General features: G+C 67.3%; 18 protein-coding genes. 16 read left to right on the top strand and 2 right to left on the bottom strand.

What is annotated here, in order from left to right:
* Window positions 1–41 precede the first annotated feature (41 nt).
* The 3 genes from K940_RS0110780 (at window position 42) to K940_RS0110770 (ending at window position 3,153) form a co-directional block, all read left to right on the top strand.
* Window positions 42–1,190, top strand: a complete 1,149-nt coding sequence (locus K940_RS0110780; RefSeq protein WP_028477550.1) for an 8-amino-7-oxononanoate synthase — start codon at window positions 42–44, stop codon at window positions 1,188–1,190.
* Complete coding sequence (bioD, locus tag K940_RS27815) at window positions 1,187–1,918, top strand: dethiobiotin synthase (protein ID WP_051407075.1); 732 nt, start codon at window positions 1,187–1,189, stop codon at window positions 1,916–1,918. Before K940_RS0110780 ends, bioD begins: the two co-directional genes overlap by 4 nt.
* 74 nt (window positions 1,919–1,992) lie before the next feature.
* Complete coding sequence (locus K940_RS0110770) at window positions 1,993–3,153, top strand: alpha/beta fold hydrolase (RefSeq protein WP_028477549.1); 1,161 nt, start codon at window positions 1,993–1,995, stop codon at window positions 3,151–3,153.
* Between the two features lie 12 nt (window positions 3,154–3,165).
* Here K940_RS0110770 and K940_RS0110765 read toward each other — a convergent pair whose 3' ends face one another.
* Window positions 3,166–3,750 (bottom strand): TetR/AcrR family transcriptional regulator C-terminal domain-containing protein, encoded by a 585-nt coding sequence (locus K940_RS0110765; protein WP_028477548.1) that lies wholly within the window; start codon window positions 3,748–3,750, stop codon window positions 3,166–3,168.
* A 204-nt stretch (window positions 3,751–3,954) separates the two neighbouring features.
* Here K940_RS0110765 and bioB point away from each other — a divergent pair, with 204 nt between their 5' ends.
* The 3 genes from bioB to K940_RS27810 are packed head-to-tail and all read left to right on the top strand — an operon-like array spanning window position 3,955 to window position 5,808.
* On the top strand, window positions 3,955–4,941 hold the full coding sequence (bioB, locus tag K940_RS0110760) for a biotin synthase BioB (RefSeq protein WP_028477547.1): 987 nt from the start codon (window positions 3,955–3,957) through the stop codon (window positions 4,939–4,941).
* A gap of 46 nt (window positions 4,942–4,987) precedes the next feature.
* Entirely contained in the window at window positions 4,988–5,203 is a 216-nt protein-coding gene (locus K940_RS0110755) for a hypothetical protein (protein ID WP_196812164.1), read from the top strand.
* A gap of 8 nt (window positions 5,204–5,211) precedes the next feature.
* On the top strand, window positions 5,212–5,808 hold the full coding sequence (locus K940_RS27810; RefSeq protein ID WP_231390321.1) for a DUF2567 domain-containing protein: 597 nt from the start codon (window positions 5,212–5,214) through the stop codon (window positions 5,806–5,808).
* On the opposite strand, the gene K940_RS0110745 is transcribed toward K940_RS27810, so the two are convergent.
* Window positions 5,742–6,497, bottom strand: coding sequence for an NUDIX domain-containing protein (locus K940_RS0110745; RefSeq protein WP_028477545.1), 756 nt, complete (start codon window positions 6,495–6,497; stop codon window positions 5,742–5,744). The genes K940_RS27810 and K940_RS0110745 overlap by 67 nt on opposite strands.
* Before the next feature lie 115 nt (window positions 6,498–6,612).
* Between K940_RS0110745 and nadA the strand changes: the two genes are divergently transcribed.
* From nadA to K940_RS0110690, 10 genes are all read left to right on the top strand, one after another.
* Window positions 6,613–7,620 carry a quinolinate synthase NadA gene (gene nadA, locus K940_RS0110740; protein ID WP_231390328.1) on the top strand — a complete coding sequence of 336 codons (1,008 nt, stop codon included), beginning with the start codon at window positions 6,613–6,615 and terminating at the stop codon, window positions 7,618–7,620.
* Window positions 7,621–7,636: 16 nt separating this feature from the next.
* The gene (locus K940_RS0110735) at window positions 7,637–9,208 is read left to right on the top strand and encodes an L-aspartate oxidase (RefSeq protein WP_028477543.1); all 1,572 of its coding nucleotides are present in this window, start codon (window positions 7,637–7,639) and stop codon (window positions 9,206–9,208) included.
* A gap of 75 nt (window positions 9,209–9,283) precedes the next feature.
* Window positions 9,284–10,144, top strand: coding sequence for a carboxylating nicotinate-nucleotide diphosphorylase (gene nadC, locus K940_RS0110730; RefSeq protein ID WP_028477542.1), 861 nt, complete (start codon window positions 9,284–9,286; stop codon window positions 10,142–10,144).
* Window positions 10,145–10,451: 307 nt separating this feature from the next.
* Window positions 10,452–12,020 (top strand): protein kinase, encoded by a 1,569-nt coding sequence (locus K940_RS0110725; protein ID WP_028477541.1) that lies wholly within the window; start codon window positions 10,452–10,454, stop codon window positions 12,018–12,020.
* 188 nt (window positions 12,021–12,208) lie between these two features.
* Window positions 12,209–13,546 carry a histidinol dehydrogenase gene (gene hisD / locus K940_RS0110715; RefSeq protein ID WP_028477540.1) on the top strand — a complete coding sequence of 446 codons (1,338 nt, stop codon included), beginning with the start codon at window positions 12,209–12,211 and terminating at the stop codon, window positions 13,544–13,546.
* A complete protein-coding gene (locus tag K940_RS0110710; RefSeq protein ID WP_028477539.1) occupies window positions 13,543–14,676 on the top strand; it encodes a histidinol-phosphate transaminase in 1,134 nt (377 codons plus the stop codon). The genes hisD and K940_RS0110710 overlap by 4 nt, the downstream gene beginning before the upstream one ends.
* Window positions 14,677–14,720: 44 nt before the next feature.
* Complete coding sequence (gene hisB, locus K940_RS0110705) at window positions 14,721–15,335, top strand: imidazoleglycerol-phosphate dehydratase HisB (RefSeq protein ID WP_036528205.1); 615 nt, start codon at window positions 14,721–14,723, stop codon at window positions 15,333–15,335.
* On the top strand, window positions 15,332–15,967 hold the full coding sequence (gene hisH / locus K940_RS0110700) for an imidazole glycerol phosphate synthase subunit HisH (protein ID WP_028477537.1): 636 nt from the start codon (window positions 15,332–15,334) through the stop codon (window positions 15,965–15,967). The genes hisB and hisH overlap by 4 nt, the downstream gene beginning before the upstream one ends.
* Window positions 15,968–16,061: 94 nt before the next feature.
* Window positions 16,062–16,793, top strand: a complete 732-nt coding sequence (priA, locus tag K940_RS0110695; protein ID WP_028477536.1) for a bifunctional 1-(5-phosphoribosyl)-5-((5-phosphoribosylamino)methylideneamino)imidazole-4-carboxamide isomerase/phosphoribosylanthranilate isomerase PriA — start codon at window positions 16,062–16,064, stop codon at window positions 16,791–16,793.
* Complete coding sequence (locus K940_RS0110690; RefSeq protein ID WP_028477535.1) at window positions 16,790–17,605, top strand: inositol monophosphatase; 816 nt, start codon at window positions 16,790–16,792, stop codon at window positions 17,603–17,605. Before priA ends, K940_RS0110690 begins: the two co-directional genes overlap by 4 nt.
* Window positions 17,606–17,609 lie beyond the last annotated feature (4 nt).

The raw sequence follows: 17,609 nt of genomic DNA, 5'->3' as shown, positions 1-17,609 counted from the left end.
GGGTAGCTGACCTGAACGGTGTTCAAGTATGCTCCGCACACGTGACCACCGATCCGCTGACCTGGTTGGACGAGCGCGCCGGCGCACGAGTCGCGGCGGGACTGCGCCGCGAGTTGCGGCCGCGCGCTGCCGAGGCGACCTCGATCGACCTCGCCTCCAACGACTATCTCGGATTGGTTCGCCATCCGGAGGTGATCGCCGGCGCCATCGAAGCGGTGCGCCGCTGGGGTGCAGGATCGACCGGGTCACGCCTGGTCACCGGTACCACTGTCGAGCACGAACACCTGGAAGCCGAACTGGCGCAATTCTGTGGTACCGAGTCCGGACTCGTGTTCGCGTCCGGGTATGCGGCCAACCTCGGCGCGGTCACCGCCCTTGCCGGGCGCGGTTGCCTCGTGGTCTCCGATGCCGGCAGTCACGCATCGTTGGTGGATGCCTGCCGGCTGTCGCGAGCGCGGGTGGCAATCGCGCCGCACCGCGATGTCGCCGCGGTGGAGCGGTTGTTGTCGCAGCGCACCGAGGAACGCGCGGTGGTACTCACCGACTCGGTGTTCAGCGCCGACGGCGATCTCGCGCCGCTGGCCGAACTTCATCGAGTGGCCAGGGCCAATGGCGCGGTATTGGTGGTGGACGAAGCACACGGACTCGGCGTGCGCGGTATCGGGGGGCGTGGATTGGTCCACGAGCTCGGACTGGCTGGCGTGCCGGACATCGTGATCACCGCGACATTGTCGAAATCCCTCGCCGCCCAGGGGGGCGTCGTGCTGGCGAGCGCTCGGGTGCGCGCGCATCTGGTCGACACCGCTCGCACCTTCATATTCGACACCGGACTCGCGCCTGCGGCCGTCGGGGCGGCGCGCGCGGCGCTCCGTGTGCTGCGCGCGCAGCCCGAGCTGGCCGCGCGGGTGCTCGAGCGTGGCGCCGATCTCGCCCGAATCGCCGGCGTGCCCACCCCGGACTCGGCGGTGGTGCCGATCGTTCTCGGCCCCGCGCACGTTGCCATGGACGCTGCCGAAGCCTGTCGTGCGCGTGGGCTCGAGGTGGGTTGCTTCCGTCCGCCGTCGGTCCCGGAAGGTACCTCACGCCTACGGTTGACCGCGCGTGCCGACCTCGGCGCGACGGAACTCGACACCGTCGCAACAGTGCTCGGCGATGTGCTCGCCGCGGCGCGGGACGTCGCGGTCGTATGAGCGTTCTGCTGATCTCCGGGACCTCCACAGATGTCGGGAAGACCGTCGTCGTCGCCGCGATCGCCGCCGCCGCCCTGGCCAGTGGGCGATCGGTCGCGGTGTGCAAGCCCGGACAGACCGGTGTCGCGCCGGGTGAACCCGGCGACCTCGCCGAGATCCAGCGGTTGTCCGGCGTGGCACGGACGGTCGAACTCGCGCGCTATCCCGATCCACTGGCTCCCGAGACCGCCGCCCGGCGCGCCGGTCTGCCGGAACTGACCCTCGCCGAGACCGCCGCCGCGGTCGATGCCCTGACCGATGCGGATCTGGTCCTGGTCGAGGGCGCGGGTGGATTGCTGGTGCGTTTGGGTGACTTCACGCTGCTGGATCTGGCGCACGCTCTGCACGCGCCGGTCCTCCTGGTCACCGCCGCCGGACTGGGCACGCTCAACCACACCGAACTGACCACTCGCACATTACATACGGCGGGCGTGCCTTGCGCCGGACTGGTGATCGGCGCGTGGCCGGCCGAACCCGATCTGGCCGCCGAGTGCAATCGGATCGACCTGCCGCGACAGACCGGCGTGCGCCTGGTGGGCTCCGTGCCGGCGGGAGTGGGGAGCTGGGATCTGGAACGGTTCACCGTCGCCGCTCCAGGGTGGTTCGCCCGCGACTGGTCGCCATTCGACCGACCCCGCCCGGTCGCAGCACCTCGCGATGGATTCCGGACGTTGTCACCTCACAGATGACCCCGTGACGGTCGTGGTGTGCGACTCGCGCCGAGCATGACAACCCTCGGCGTGGGCACATACTGTGGAAATCGATGTCGCCGTTGGACGAGAGGCATCCGTCCACCGTCTCCGACTGGGACGCTGCGCGACGGCGAGCTCGGCTGCGGGACACGCGCCCGGGGCACGGGTGGAAGACGTTGCGGCGCACCAGAACGACGGTGGTGTGGGTCGCCGCAGTGCTGTTGGCCGGGCTCGTGATATTCACGCAGTACTGGGCGTATGATGTTGCGCCCGAACGGGAACGGTTGGCGCACACGATTCCGGCCATCCTTCCGGTGGCGCCGCCGCTGGATCCGAAGAACTGGGACACCGTGGTCGTGGACCTGGTCGGACTCGGCGGTTTGGATGCCAGTGACACTGCCGCGGCACTGCCGGCACTGCGCACGATGGGCATGGTGTGGGCGATCCGCTACGACAATGGAGGCATCGATACCAAGGTGATCGCCGACTTGATCGTCGGGGCAGCCGAAGCATCCGGGTTGACCAACGTCATACTGGTCGGCCACAGCATGGGCGGCGTCATCGCCTTGGAGGTCGCCGCGCACGTCCACGCCGACAGCGACCGCAGGATGGTTGCAGTGATCTTGGACTGCACGCCGATGGACCTCGACGCCGTTCGTCCGGAGAGCCGCAGTCATGGCGAGGACATGCTGCGCTGGATGGGATGGCTACCCGGCGCCAGGGAGAGTCGTGCCCTGCGCCTGGCCGTGGAGACCTATGTCCGTCGTGATCGGTTCGTCGATCGCTCCGGCGCGGTGCCCGGTATCCGTTTCGGTGACTTGGGCGAGGTATTGGTTCAGGTGATGCGCGAGAAGATCGTCTCGCGCGACGCAGCGAGCAATGGCCTGATCGAGTCTCAGTTCACCGCTATCGCCGCCGGCGGTACAGCCGGAGATCTGCGTACCCTGGCCGAGAAGGTCGGTGACAAACCGCGGCCGGCCATCGTCTTCATCCGGCCTCGGGATCCGCATCGCGATCACGTGGTCGACGTGGAGTACTCACACAGTGTGCTGATCGAGCGATCCGGAGGCGAGGACGGCACGCTGCTGGTCGTGCTGTCGCGACACACCGAGCACGCCAATCCGCGGCAACGACCCGTAGAGTACAACGCGCTGATCGAACAGCGGATTCTACCGTTCGTCCAGCGTTATCAGCAGCACGTTCGAGAATCGGTCATGGTGGCAGCGCGCTGACCGGAGCCCTGGTCAGCGGATGCGGGCGCCGAGCAGGTGACGCACGCCCGCCACGAACAAGCGTAGACCGAAGTCGAAACGTGCTGTGGCATCGACGGTTTCCTCCCATGGCGTCGCGTCGTCGGCGAGCGCACCCGCCGAGTCCATCTGCATTCGGGACTGCTCGTCGACCGTTTGACCGAGGACGTAGTACAGCAGTGTGGATGCAGCCAGCTCTGCCTCGGTTCGGGGCATGCCCGCGCGAATCACGGCACTTGCCATGCGTTCGCGGCCCTTGCTCGTGGTCAGTCGGGATGCGTAGGTCGACGAGACCAGTTCCGCGCCGTCCCGATAGGTCAGCAGGCAGGTGCGTAGCCGATGCGCCAATTCGCTGATCTGCCCGGACCAGTCGTCGGCCTCGACCGGGTCGGCCATCGGCGCCAGAATCGTGTCCGCGACCGCGCCGAGCAGCGCTTGTTTGTTGGGGAAGTGCCAATACAATGCTCCGGGCTGGACTCGAAGGGATCCGGCCAGGCGGCGCATCGTGAGATCGGCCAGGCCATACCGATCCAGAATCGTGATGGCGCCGTCGATCACGTCCGTCCGGTGCAGCTGCACTGGCACTTCCTTCCCCGTGTTTTGACTCACTCCGGTCTCTACCCTAGCCTGAACACCGTTCAAGTTGCACGGCCACCTCGGCCGGACGAAGGGATTCGTGCAGTGACCCAGACACGTGACGACCTCAGCGCGTCGCAGACCGAGGTCCCGACCTCTCCTGTTGCGACCTCTGCAGTTGCGACCTCTGCAGTTCCGACGCCGCCCATCCTGGCGGTTGCCCGGGATCAGGTGCTCGAGTGCGGGGAGGGGCTCAACCGCGAGCAAACGCTCGAAGTGCTTCGGCTGGGCGACGAGCACCTGGACGAACTGCTCGCGCTGGCCCATGAGGTGCGCATGCGGTGGTGCGGCCCGGAAGTCGAGGTAGAGGGCATTATCAGCCTCAAGACCGGCGGCTGCCCCGAAGACTGTCACTTCTGTTCGCAGTCGGGCTTGTTCCAGTCGCCGGTGCGCGCGGCCTGGCTGGACATCCCCAGTCTGGTCGAAGCCGCGAAGCAGACTGCAAAGACCGGAGCCACCGAATTCTGCATCGTGGCCGCGGTAAGGGGCCCGGACGAGCGCTTGATGGCTCAAGTGGCCGCTGGTGTCGAGGCGATCCGAAACGAAGTCGATATCCAGGTCGCCTGTTCATTGGGCATGCTCTCGCAGGAGCAGGTCGACCAGCTCGCGGCCATGGGCGTCCATCGGTACAACCACAACTTGGAGACCGCCCGCTCGTTCTTTCCACACGTGGTCACCACACATTCCTGGGAAGAGCGGTGGGAAACGCTGAGCATGGTGCGTGATGCGGGAATGGAAGTGTGTTGTGGCGGCATTCTCGGTATGGGCGAAACGCTCGAGCAGCGGGCCGAGTTCGCGGCGAACCTGGCCGAACTCGAACCCGACGAGGTGCCGCTGAACTTCCTCAACCCCCGACCGGGTACCCCGTTCGGAGAACTCGAAGTGATGCCCGCCGCCGACGCGCTGCGTGCGGTCGCCGCATTTCGGCTTGCGCTGCCGCGCACGATGCTGCGCTTCGCGGGCGGCCGGGAGATCACCTTGGGTGACCTCGGCGCCGAAAGGGGCATCCTGGGCGGAATCAATGCTGTGATCGTGGGCAACTACCTGACCACGCTCGGCCGGCCCGCGGAGCAGGATGTGGACCTACTCGGCGAGTTGCGGATGCCGATCAAGGCGCTCAACGAAACTCTGTGACCCGGCTCGGTATGCCTCGAGCTGCCGCCGGATCGTGAGTACTGTCATGGATATGGACGAGCGTTACAACGCGTTCACAGGTCAACGGATCGAGCCGGGGTTCGACGACCCCACCCCGACCGCCGCTGCGCTGGGGTTGGAGCCGCCACGGTTTTGCGCACGGTGTGGTCGACGGATGATCGTGCAGGTCAGCCCGGACGGTTGGTGGGCGCGATGCTCCCGCCACGGTGTCATCGACTCGACGCGGTTGGAACATCGCTAGTGGGATCGGTGGCGGCACCGTCGGGCGCGCCTCTCCGACGCGCGGTGCGCGAGGCCATGGTGGTCGCGGCGGCCGTGGTGGCGATCAGCGCACTCGTCGGCGTCGGCTGGGGCGTGTTGGCACCCACCGAGCAGATGCTCCTGATCGCACCTGATCGCGCTGCCTCGATGATCGGTGAAAGTGCGCACCGATTCGATGCGCTGGCGTTGTTCGTAATGACCGGTGCGGTGCTCGGTCTGCTCTCGGCAGTGGTGGCCTGGCGATGGCGGACGGCGCGCGGGCCGATGATGCAGATCGGTCTGCTGATCGGTTCGGGGCTGGGTGCGCTGGCGATGGCGCGGGTCGGTGAAGGCGTCGCCGGGTTGCTGCATCCGCGTCCGCACGACGCGGTGGTCGGCCAACTCGTGAGGCTACCCACCGAGGTGGGCAGTCAGGTCGCGCTGATCGCACAACCACTGCTCGCGTCGTTCGTGGTGCTGCTGCTCGCGACACTGAACACGTCGGACGATCTCGATGTGGCGTCGTGGTCGACGGCCACTCACAGCGGTGGGCGCAGCGCTGCGAATTCGTCTGTCACCCGCAAGCCGGAGTCGGTGAAGCGATAGACCGCCGCGGGCCGGCCGCCGGCGCGGCCGGGCGCGGCGACGGCGCCGGTGGGTGTGATCACCTTGCGCCGGGTCAGCACCCGTTGCAGATTGGTGGTGTCCACCTCGTATCCGAGTGCGACGCAATATATTTCGCGCAAGGTCGACATGGTGAATCGTTCTGGCGCGAGCGCGAAGGCGATATTGGTGTAGGAGAGCTTCGAGGCCAGTCGGGTGCGTGCATGGTCGACTACGGTGCCGTGATCGAAAGACATCTGCGGCAGGGTCGACACCGGATGCCAGCCGGTGTCCGCCGGGAGCTTCGGATCGGCGGTCAACGGCACCAGGCCGAGGTAGGCCGAGGCGATCCGGCGGGGGGTGGGCACTCGGTCCGGTGCGCTGAACACCGAGAGTTGCTCGAGATGCGCGAGCTCGCGGACATCCACCTTCTCGGCGAGTTGGCGTCGTGCGGACGTGTCGAGATCCTCGTCGTCGCGCAATCGGCCGCCGGGCAACGACCACGTGCCCTTCTGCGGATCCAGTGCGCGCTCCCATAGCAGCACCGCCAGTTCCGTCCGCTCGGCCGGAGCGCGGCCGCGCGCGCCTCCAATCCCACGGCTCGTGGTTCTACCTGCGACGATGTCGAAAGGGAACCGGCGAACTTGGAACACCGCGGTCAGCGACTCGTGGATGGTGATACCATGAGACATAGTTTTCGATTATAAGTCGAAAACCAGATTTGGTGCTACTCGGCGAGGTGGCCGATCAGCACGAGGAAGGGAGCCATCCATGGCGACGACGGGTGCGAAACTGGCGCCCCGGCTGATGGGGCAGGTGTTCGACGGTCCCTCCGGGTTCGCTGGAGTGGAGGCGACACCAGAATGGGCGCAGGAGGTCAAGCGACTGGCCGCCGAGCGCAATGCGACTATTCTCGCGCACAACTATCAAATCCCCGCGATCCAGGACGTGGCCGACCACGTCGGTGATTCACTCGCGTTGTCGCGTATCGCGGCCGAGGCCCCGGAGGACACGATCGTGTTCTGCGGAGTGCACTTCATGGCCGAGACGGCCAAAATTCTCAGTCCGACGAAGACGGTGCTCATCCCGGACCACCGCGCCGGATGTTCGCTGGCGGATTCCATCACCCCCGACGAACTGCGTGCCTGGAAAGGCGAGCATCCCAGCGCGGTGGTCGTGTCGTATGTGAACACCACCGCCGAGGTCAAGGCGCTCACCGACATCTGCTGCACGTCGTCCAACGCGGTCGACGTGGTCGACTCGATCGACCCGGACCGTGAGGTACTGTTCCTGCCCGACCAGTTCCTCGGCGCACACGTCAAGCGGGTCACCGGTCGCGCGAACATGCATATCTGGGCGGGTGAGTGCCACGTGCACGCGGGGATCAACGGCGCCGAACTGACCGAGCAGGCGCGAACCCATCCCGACGCGGAACTGTTCGTGCACCCCGAATGCGGTTGTGCCACCTCGGCGCTGTATCTGGCAGGGGAGGGCGCGTTCCCAGCCGACCGGGTGCACATCCTGTCCACCGGCGGCATGATCGACGCAGCCAAGGCGGCCAGGTCGAACCAGGTACTGGTGGCGACCGAGGTCGGCATGCTCCACCAGTTGCGCAAGGCTGCTCCAGGTATCGACTTCCAGGCTGTGAACGATCGAGCCTCGTGCCGCTATATGAAGATGATCACGCCCGCCGCACTGCTGCGCTGCCTGGTCGAGGGCCGCGACGAAGTCCATGTCGATCCGGAAACGGCTGCGCTGGGTCGCAATTCGGTACAGCGAATGATCGCGATCGGCACGTCCGGCGGCGGTGAATGAGTCCCGGCGCACGCCGATGAGTACCGCAGTGTCGATCGACTGGGAGACCACGACGGACCTGGTTGTCGTCGGTGGCGGCGTTGCCGGGCTGACCGCGGCGCGCGCCGCCTCCGTGCGCGGTCTGCGGGTACTCACGGTGAGCAAGGGCGGGCCGACCGACACCTCCACCCAGTACGCGCAGGGCGGTATCGCGGTCGTCGCGCCCGAGGGGGATTCGGTCGCCGCGCACGTGTACGACACCGTGGAGGCCGGAGCCGGGCTGTGTGACGTGGGCGCGGTGCGTTCCATCGTCGCGGGCGGGCGAGCGGCGGTGGCCACCCTGACGGATCTGGGTGCGGTGTTCGATCTCGGCCATGACGGTCGGATTTCACGAACCCGCGAGGGCGGGCACAGCACCCGGCGAATCATTCACGCCGGCGGTGATGCCACCGGCGCGGAGGTGCAGCGGGCGCTGAACAAGGCCGGACTGCCCGTGCTGTTCGGCGCCGCGGTCGCGCGGATCGTTACCGGCCCCACCGGCGTGCGCGGTGTGGTATTGGTTTCGGACCGAGGTGTGGGCATCGTCCACACACCCGCAGTGGTTCTGGCCACCGGCGGGCTCGGTCAGCTGTATGCCCTGAGCACCAACCCGCCCGGAGCCACCGCCGACGGCATCGCGCTCGGGTTGTGGGCCGGCGCGACGGTCGCGGATCTCGAATTCGTGCAGTTTCACCCGACCGTGTTGTACACCCCGGGCGCAGTGGGACGCAGGCCGCTGATCAGCGAGGCAGTTCGCGGCGAGGGCGCGACGCTGATCGATACGAACGGCGAGGCGCTCACCGCAGGTGTGCACCCCCGCGGTGATCTCGCGCCGCGTGATGTGGTCTCGCGGGCCATCGCAGCGCGCATGCTGGCGCTCGGTGTCGAGCACGTCTATCTCGACGCGCGTTCACTCCACGGTTTCGCGCAACGGTTTCCGACGATCACCGCGTCGTGCCTGGCCGCCGGTATCGATCCGCGCACGGACCCGATTCCCGTCGCGCCCGCGGCGCACTACCAATGCGGCGGGATCGTCACCGACACCCATGGTCGCACCTCGCTGGCCGGCTTGTACGCGGCAGGCGAAGTCGCACGGACCGGTCTGCATGGGGCGAATCGACTGGCGTCCAACAGCTTGCTCGAGGGACTCGTGGTCGGCGAACGTGCCGGGGCTGCCGCGGTCGAACGCCGCGGCGAGGTGGCCGAGGTGACCGACATACCCGCTCGTCTGGTCGAGCATGCCGGGCGCGCTGTGGTGCAGGGGCTGATGACCGCGCACGCCTCGGTGCTTCGCGACGGCGCGAACCTCGCCGGAGCCCGTAAACAGTTGGACGACGCCACCTCTCGGCGCGACCCGCTCCGCGGCGCAGCCGCGTCGCTGGCGCAGATGGAGGATGCCGCACTCACCCTGGCGGCGCGCGCATTGCTGTCGGCGGCGGAGGCACGCACCGAAAGCCGTGGGTGTCATGTCCGGTCCGACCATCCGAATACGCGGCCAGAGTTTCGCAGGAGCCTCCCGTTTCGCCTCGACGGCGACGGTGTTCTCGAATTCACCCCACCGATTCCCTGACCACCATGCTCACGCGGGACGTCCGACCGCAGCGCGGGCTGTGGCTTCCGCCGTGACGGAGAGAGGAAGGCTTCCATGGCGCTGGACGCCGGTCTGGACCGCGACGACGTGCTGCGGATCGTACGCACGGCACTCGACGAGGACCTGCGCTACGGCCCGGACGTGACCACGGCGGCCACCGTGCCTCACGACGCGGTGGCGACGGCATCGGTGGTGTCACGCCAGCCGGGCATCGTCGCGGGACTGGACATCGGATTGCTGGTCCTGGACGAGGTGATCGGTGCGCACGGCTACGAGATCACCGATCGCGTCGCCGATGGCGCTCGTGTGGGTCCGGGTCAGCGGGTGTTGACCATGACAGCGCCCGCTCGCGGCCTGCTCACCGCCGAGCGCACCATGCTCAACCTCGTCTGCCACCTGTCGGGTATCGCAACCACGACCGCCGCCTGGGTCGACGCGGTTGCCGGCACCGACTGCCGGATCCGAGACAGTCGCAAGACGCTGCCGGGGTTACGCGCCGTGCAGAAGTACGCTGTGCGGGTCGGCGGCGGCGTGAACCACCGTATGGGTCTGGGTGACGCTGCGCTGATCAAGGACAACCATGTGGTCGCGGCTGGATCGGTGGTCGAGGCGTTGCGTGCGGTCAGGTCCGCGGCCCCCGATGTCGCTTGCGAGGTCGAGGTCGACAGCCTCGAACAACTCGACGCAGTACTCGGGCAGCAGGTGGAACTCGTATTGCTGGACAACTTCCCGTTGTGGCAGACGCAGGCGGCGGTGCAGCGGCGCAATGCGGTCTCGCCCCGAACGAAGTTGGAATCCTCCGGCGGGCTCGGCCTCGAGGTCGCCGTGGACTATGCCCGAACCGGCGTCGACTACCTCGCGGTGGGCGCGCTCACCCATTCGGTCCGCGTCCTCGATCTCGGCTTGGACATGTAGCCCCGGCCCGCCCCACCCGTGTACTGCCCCGGCGTCGGACACGACCCGGGCAGCGGTGTGGTGGGTCGCTGGGGACCGAGCGACGCCAGGATGCCGCGGCGGTGCGGCAGCGGGATCGCGCAGGCCGCGTGAGTCGGGTGCGCTATGCTGTGCCGTTCGGGCGAACCGTGCCCCGAACAACGTCCGGCTGACGCGTGCGAGCATTCTCGTGCCCGCTACACTCGTCCCCGGGACCGCGTGAGAGATCACTATGCGGTATGTCACGATTTCGAGAAGGTTCGGAGTAGGCGCCATCGATACCGGTCAGTTGATCGCGGAACACTACCGCCTGGTCGAGCGGATTGGTAGCGGCGGCACGGGTGTGGTGTGGCGTGCCGTCGATGAACGCCTCCATCGCTCGGTGGCTGTCAAACAGATCCACATCAAGCCGAGCTTGCCCGAAGCCGAGCGGGACGTGGTGCGGCAACGCGCGATCCGAGAGGCGCGAAACGCTGCTCGATTCCAGCATCCGAATGCGATCGTGGTGTTCGATATCACAGAACACCAGGGTGATCCGTGTCTGGTGATGGAGTATCTGAAGTCCAAGAGCCTGGCCGCTGTGATCTCCGCTCGAGGCACCCTGCCCCTGGCCGAGGTTGCCCGGATCGGGGAGCAGGTCGCCTCGGCGCTGATTGCCGCGCATCAGGCTGGGATCGTGCACCGTGACGTGAAGCCCGGCAATATCCTGCTCGATGATCACGGCACGGTGAAGATCACCGACTTCGGTATCTCTCGCGCAACAGGAGACGTGACGCTCACCGAGACCGGGCTGATCTGCGGCACCGCTGCCTATCTCGCACCGGAGGTGGCACGCGGTTCCGATCCGACACCGGCGGCCGATGTCTTCGCGCTGGGCGCCACGCTGTTCCATGCGTTGGAAGGCGAACCGCCCTATGGCGCGGGCGCCAATCCACTCGCAGTGCTCTACGCCGCGGCCAACGGTCAGTTGCGCGAGCCGCGCAACGCCGGTCCGGCTACGGGACTGTTGCTCGACCTGCTCGGTCCCGATCCAGCGCAGCGGCCGAGTATGCCGGCCGCGCAGGAGCAGCTGGCCGCCTTGGCTGCCGCGGGTCCTGCGCCGATCGGGGTGGGCTTCGTTCCCGCCAGCCAGGCTTTCCCCCGTCCCCAGGCGGAAGGGTCCGACTCGGAGACCCAGGCGTTGTGGCCCACGACCCGTTCTTCGGCGCCCACCACACCGACCGAACGGAGCCAGCGCGCAGTTGCCGCACCGCCCAGATCCGACGGCGCGGCCCATCCACGCACCATGGCGCAGCCGCGCCCCGAACCGGCGACGCGATCCGGTGGCGCCCTCCGCGCGCTGTGGATCGGCGCGGCGGCCGTCAGCATCGTCGCAGTGGTTTCCGGGGCGGTCCTGTTGAACTCGTCGGACTCGAACCCCCCAGCCACCCGAGCCGGCTCCTCGGTGACGATCGCATCGCCGCAAGGTGCCAGTACGACCGAGATGGCGTCGGTTGCTCCTTCGGTGGGACAGACCAGGAGCGTCGGCAAGGCCGATCTACGGCAGTCCATCGATCAAGTGGTCGACTTCTACAACAACCTGGTCTACCTACGACTCACCTCGGCGTGGGAGCAGCTGACCCCCGCCGCCCAGCAGGTCTACGGAAGTCGACAGGCCTTTCACGACCACTGGACCCGAAATCGCGTCACCGGTTTCAATACGGTCGACGCGGCCGGTGGCGGTGCCGGCACCAACCCGGACGGATCGGTGGACATCAATGTAGCCAGTGTGACCTATGCGGGACAGAGCAGGTCGGTGACATTGCGTTTGATCAATCCTGGCAGCGGGTCTCCGCTGATCGACAGCGACACCTATTGAGATCGACCGGTGAGGGTGGTGCGTAGTGCCATGAGCCGCGGAGCGGATCCGACTGTGCGCTCGATCTCGCCGTGGCCTCCCCGGTCGATCGGGGCCGACCACACCGATAACCGTCGATAGTCGCCCATTAGGCTGGTGACGGCAACATTCCTGTTGTGTAATCAGCTGGAGACAAGGACTCATACCCCATGACAACCCGCCTCGAGCTCGCTCGCGTCGATCTGCGCGGTCGTACTCCTTCCGTGGCCCAGCTGCGCGCGGCGCTGCCGCGCGGGGGAGTCGACGTGGATTCGGTGCTGGATCGGGTGCGGCCGGTGGTGGAGGCGATCCGCGATCAGGGCGTGTCTGCGGCGCTGGAGTACAGCGAGCGTTTCGATGGCGTGATCCCGGCGACGGTGCGGGTGCCGGTCACCGAATTGGTGGCTGCACTGGATGCGCTGGATCCGACGGTGCGCGCCGCCCTGGAGGAAGCCATCGCCAGGGTTCGCGCAGTGCATGCCGATCAACGTCGCACCGACACCTCCACCGCAGTGGTTCCCGGCGGCACCGTGGTCGAACGCTGGGTGCCGATCGAACGGGTCGGCTTGTACGTTCCGGGCGGTAATGCCGTCTACCCCTCCAGCGTCGTGATGAACGTGGTACCGGCACAGACTGCGGGCGTCGGTTCGCTCGTCGTGGCCTCGCCGCCGCAAGCACAGTTCGGCGGCCTGCCACATCCGACCGTCCTCGCCGCGGCGCACCTGCTGGGCGTCGACGAGGTCTGGGCGGTCGGCGGCGCTCAGAGTATTGCGTTGCTGTCCTACGGGGGCGTGGATACCGACGGTGCCGATCTGGAACCGGTCGACCTGATCACCGGACCCGGCAACATCTATGTCACTGCTGCCAAGCGGTTGTGTCGCGGCTCGGTGGGTATCGACGCCGAGGCCGGTCCTACCGAGATCGCGATTCTCGCCGATGCGACCGCCGACCCGGTGCACGTCGCCGCCGACCTGATCAGCCAGGCCGAACACGATGTCTTGGCGGCCAGCGTGCTGATCACCGACAGCGAGCATTTGGCAGACGCGGTCGATGCCACGCTGACCGCGCAGCTGACCACGGTCAAGCATGCCCATCGGGTGAGCGAAGCGCTGCGTGGAAAACAGTCCGGCACCGTCTTGGTCGACGATATCGAGCAGGGCTTGCGCGTCGTGAACGCATACGCCGCCGAGCACGTGGAAATTCAGACCGCTCATGCCCCGACGGTCGCTGCCAAGGTCCGTAGTGCCGGCGCGGTCTTCGTCGGCGCCTATACACCGGTCAGCCTCGGCGACTACTGCGCAGGCTCGAACCACGTCCTGCCGACCGCGGGCTGTGCGCGCCACTCCTCGGGCTTGAGTGTGCAGACTTTCCTGCGCGGGATCCACGTGGTGGAATACACCGAAGCCGCGCTGAAGGATGTCGCCGGGCACGTGGTGGCACTGGCGAATGCCGAGGACCTGCCTGCGCACGGGCAGGCCGTGCAGGCGCGATTCGGAGCGCTGGCATGACCCGGCCGCCGCATGTGCCCGGCGCCGGGGTATCCATCGACGAGCTGCCGTTGCGAGCGACTCTTCGCGGCGCGAAGCCCTACGGCGCGCCGCAACTGACGGTTCCGGTGCGACTGAACACCAATGAGAATCCGCATCCGCCGAGTCGAGCGTTGATCGACGACGTCGCGGAGTCCGTTCGTGCGGTGGCTGCGCACCTGCACCGCTACCCGGACCGCGACGCGGTCGCACTGCGTACCGATTTGGCGCGATACCTCAGCGCCCAGATCGGTACCCCGGTGGACAGCAGCAATGTCTGGGCAGCCAACGGCTCCAACGAGATCCTGCAGCAGCTCTTGCACGCCTTCGGTGGCCCCGGTCGCCGCGCACTGGGTTTCGCGCCCTCGTATTCGATGCACCCGATCATCTCCGAGGGCAGCAACACCGAGTGGACCACAGCGGCGCGCGACAGCGATTTTTCGCTCGACATCGACCACGCGGTGGCTGTCATCGCCGAACTCCAGCCGGACGTGGTCTTCGTGACCAGCCCGAACAACCCCACCGGGCACAGTATTTCGCAGCAGGAGCTGGCTCGGATCCTTACCGCAGCTCCCGGCATCGTGGTGGTCGACGAAGCCTACGGCGAGTTCTCCGCCCGGCCCAGTGCGATTGCACTGATCGACCGATTTCCGGCCAAGCTGGTGGTGACCAGGACGATGAGCAAGGCCTTCGCCTTCGCCGGTGGGCGTCTCGGCTACCTCATCGCCGCGCCCGCGGTGATCGACGCGATTCTGCTGGTACGGCTGCCCTACCACCTGTCGGTGGTCACTCAGGCCGCTGCACGCGCCGCCCTGCGACACGCCGAGGAGACGCTACGGAGCGTCGCCGCATTGGCTGCGGAGCGCGATCGTGTGGCGGTGGCATTACAGGAGATGGGTTTCGACGTCGTCCCCAGCGACGCCAACTTCCTGCTGTTCGGTCGGTTCGCCGACGCCGCCGCGACCTGGCAGCGTTACCTGGACCATGGTGTGTTGATCCGCGACGTCGGTATCCCTGGCTACTTGCGCAGCACGATCGGATTGGCCGTGGAGAACGACGAACTGCTGAAGGTCAGCGGCGCACTGGCGGGCACCGACCTCACACTGCGATGAGCCCACGCCGGAGCTGCCCGGCGACAACCCGATTGGACGTGAGCATGAGCAGGACCGCCCGGGTGGAGCGGGTCACCAAGGAATCCACGATCGTCGTCGAGCTGGACCTGGACGGCACCGGCGTCACCGATATCGCTACCGGTGTCCCCTTCTACGACCACATGCTGACCGCCTTGGGCGCGCATGCGAGTTTCGACTTGACCGTTCGTGCCGAAGGCGATGTCGAGATCGAGGCGCACCATACCGTGGAGGACACCGCGATCGTGATCGGCCGGGCGCTGGGACAGGCGCTGGGCAGCAAGGCCGGTATCCGCCGATTCGGCGATGCGTACATCCCGATGGACGAGACGCTCGCTCACGCCGTGGTCGACGTATCCGGCCGTCCCTACTGCGTGCACACCGGTGAGCCGGAGCATCTGCTGCATGCGGTGATTCCCGGATCCGGTCCCGGCGCTCCCTATTCCACGGTACTGAATCGGCACGTGTTCGAGTCGATCGCGTTCAACGCGCGGCTCGCACTGCACGTGCGCGTGCTCTACGGTCGCGACCAGCACCACGTCACCGAAGCGGAATTCAAGGCGGTCGCACGGGCGTTGCGCGCCGCCGTGGAGCCGGACCCGCGGGTCGGCGGTGTTCCATCGACGAAAGGGACTCTGTGAGCACTCGAACCGTTGTCCTGCTCGACTATGGTTCTGGCAACCTACACTCGGCCGAACGCGCCTTGGTTCGTGCGGGAGCCCGGGTCGAGGTGACCGCAGATCCGCAGACCGTGCTGGCGGCCGACGGTCTGGTCGTGCCCGGAGTGGGCGCGTTCGCCGCCTGTATGGCAGGTTTGCGCGCAATCCGAGGCGAGCGCCTGATCGGTCGGCGCTTGGCCGGCGGCCGCCCGGTGCTCGGCATCTGCGTCGGCATGCAGATCCTGTTCGACCGCGGTGTCGAGTTCGGGGTCGAAACCACCGGGTGCGCCGAATGGCCGGGTACCGTCGAGCGCTTGTCCGCGCCGGTGCTGCCACACATGGGCTGGAATACCGTGTCCGCGCCGGACGACAGCGAGTTGTTCGCCGGCCTCGATGTCGACACCCGGTTCTACTTCGTCCATTCCTATGCCACGCAGAAGTGGGAACTGCCGCCCAGCGAGCACATTGCGTCGCCTCGGTTGACCTGGGCACACCATGGTGGGCCGTTTCTTGCCGCGGTGGAGAACGGCCCGTTGTCGGCAACCCAATTCCATCCGGAGAAGTCGGGCGACGCGGGAGCGCACCTGCTACGCAACTGGGTGACGTCGCTGTAGCTCCACAGCGCCGCCGGAGCATCTCGGGTGATCACGATCCCATCCGGTCAGGCCCGTCGCTCGGACGTCGCTCGCCAACCATTAGGCTGCTTGCGTGAGTCTTGTGCTGTTGCCCGCTGTCGATGTCGCCAATGGAGAGGCCGTGCGCCTGGTGCAGGGGGAGGCGGGCAGCGAGACCAGCTACGGTTCGCCCCGCGACGCGGCGTTGGCGTGGCAAGAAGCCGGGGCACAGTGGGTACATCTGGTGGACCTGGATGCCGCGTTCGGGCGTGGCTCGAATCATGAGCTCCTCGCACGGGTCGTCGGTGAACTCGATGTCGATGTGGAACTGTCGGGCGGTATTCGTGACGACGCGAGCTTGTCCGCCGCGCTGGCCACCGGCTGCGCCCGGGTGAACCTCGGTACCGCGGCGCTGGAAGATCCGGCGTGGTGCGCGCAGGCCATTGCCCGATACGGCGAGCGGGTGGCCGTCGGGCTGGATGTCCGCATCATCGACGGTGAGCACCGATTGCGCGGCCGTGGGTGGGTCAGTGACGGCGGCGATCTGTGGGAGGTGCTCGAGCGTTTGGAGCGCGATGGCTGCTCCCGCTACGTGGTGACCGACGTGACCAAGGACGGCACGCTCACCGGCCCCAACCTGAGCCTGCTGCGCGAGGTCTGCGCGGCCACCGACGCCCCGGTCGTCGCCTCCGGCGGGGTATCCACGATCGCGGACCTGGTTGCGATCGCCGATCTGGTGCCGGACGGCGTCGAAGGCTCGATCGTCGGCAAGGCGTTGTATGCGGGTCGTTTCACATTGGCCGAAGCGTTGGCCGCGGTGAAATGACGCGAGAGCTGTCGGCACTGCTCGCGGTGGCGAGCGAAATTCTGGATTCGAGGCAACAGCGGTTCATCGAGGGGGTCGGCGCGCCGAGCGCGGTCGTCAAAGGGCATGACGACTTCGCCACCGAGCTCGACCTGGAGTTGGAGCGCACCATAGCCGCCGAACTGCGCCGACGCACCGGGATCGAGGTGCACGGAGAAGAGTTCGGCGGTCCACAACTCACCTCGGGAACCACATGGGTGCTCGATCCGATCGACGGCACCTGCAACTATTCGTCCGGACACCCGCTGTCGGGGATGTTGCTCGCATTGGTGCGTGATGGCGAGCCGGTGCTCGGACTCACCTGGCTACCGCTGCTCGACCGTCGTTATGCGGCGGCGGCCGGCGGTCCTCTGTTGCTGAACGGTCGTGCGATGCCGCCATTGCCGCACGGCACCCTGACCGAGGCGACGATCGGCTTCGGGACATTCAACGTGGACGCGCGCGGCCGGATCCCCGGACGGTTTCGATTCGATCTGCTCGGCGCGCTGAGCGCAGTGTCCTCGCGGGTCCGTATCCACGGCTCCACCGGTGTCGATCTGGCTTTCACCGCGTCCGGAGTGCTCGGTGGCGCGGTCGTGTTCGGGCATCATCCGTGGGACAATGCGGCCGGCGTCGCTCTGGTGCGTGCCGCCGGTGGGGTCGCCACCGACCTGGACGGCCGGCCGTGGACCATCACCTCCGGGTCCGTGGTGGCGGCCGCGCCGGGCGTCCACGACGAACTGCTCGACCTGATCGGCTCGGTTGCCGAGCCGGTGGCGATGGAGAATGGGTGAGGCC

It is taken from the genome of Nocardia sp. CNY236, from assembly GCF_000482385.1.
Classification (GTDB): domain Bacteria; phylum Actinomycetota; class Actinomycetes; order Mycobacteriales; family Mycobacteriaceae; genus Nocardia.
Note: the sequence above shows the minus strand (reverse complement) of the source record. Positions and strands in the feature narration are given on the sequence as shown.

Coding starts and splice junctions, on each gene's coding strand:
- K940_RS0110710 (WP_028477539.1), top strand. CDS start 13,543: ATGACCCGGCCGCCGCATGTGCCCGGCGCCGGGGTATCCATCGACGAG.
- K940_RS0110735 (WP_028477543.1), top strand. CDS start 7,637: ATGAGTACCGCAGTGTCGATCGACTGGGAGACCACGACGGACCTGGTT.
- K940_RS0110690 (WP_028477535.1), top strand. CDS start 16,790: ATGACGCGAGAGCTGTCGGCACTGCTCGCGGTGGCGAGCGAAATTCTG.
- K940_RS0110770 (WP_028477549.1), top strand. CDS start 1,993: ATGTCGCCGTTGGACGAGAGGCATCCGTCCACCGTCTCCGACTGGGAC.
- K940_RS0110755 (WP_196812164.1), top strand. CDS start 4,988: ATGGATATGGACGAGCGTTACAACGCGTTCACAGGTCAACGGATCGAG.
- bioD (WP_051407075.1), top strand. CDS start 1,187: ATGAGCGTTCTGCTGATCTCCGGGACCTCCACAGATGTCGGGAAGACC.
- K940_RS0110745 (WP_028477545.1), bottom strand. CDS start 6,497: ATGTCTCATGGTATCACCATCCACGAGTCGCTGACCGCGGTGTTCCAA.
- nadC (WP_028477542.1), top strand. CDS start 9,284: ATGGCGCTGGACGCCGGTCTGGACCGCGACGACGTGCTGCGGATCGTA.
- nadA (WP_231390328.1), top strand. CDS start 6,613: ATGGGGCAGGTGTTCGACGGTCCCTCCGGGTTCGCTGGAGTGGAGGCG.
- hisD (WP_028477540.1), top strand. CDS start 12,209: ATGACAACCCGCCTCGAGCTCGCTCGCGTCGATCTGCGCGGTCGTACT.
- hisB (WP_036528205.1), top strand. CDS start 14,721: ATGAGCAGGACCGCCCGGGTGGAGCGGGTCACCAAGGAATCCACGATC.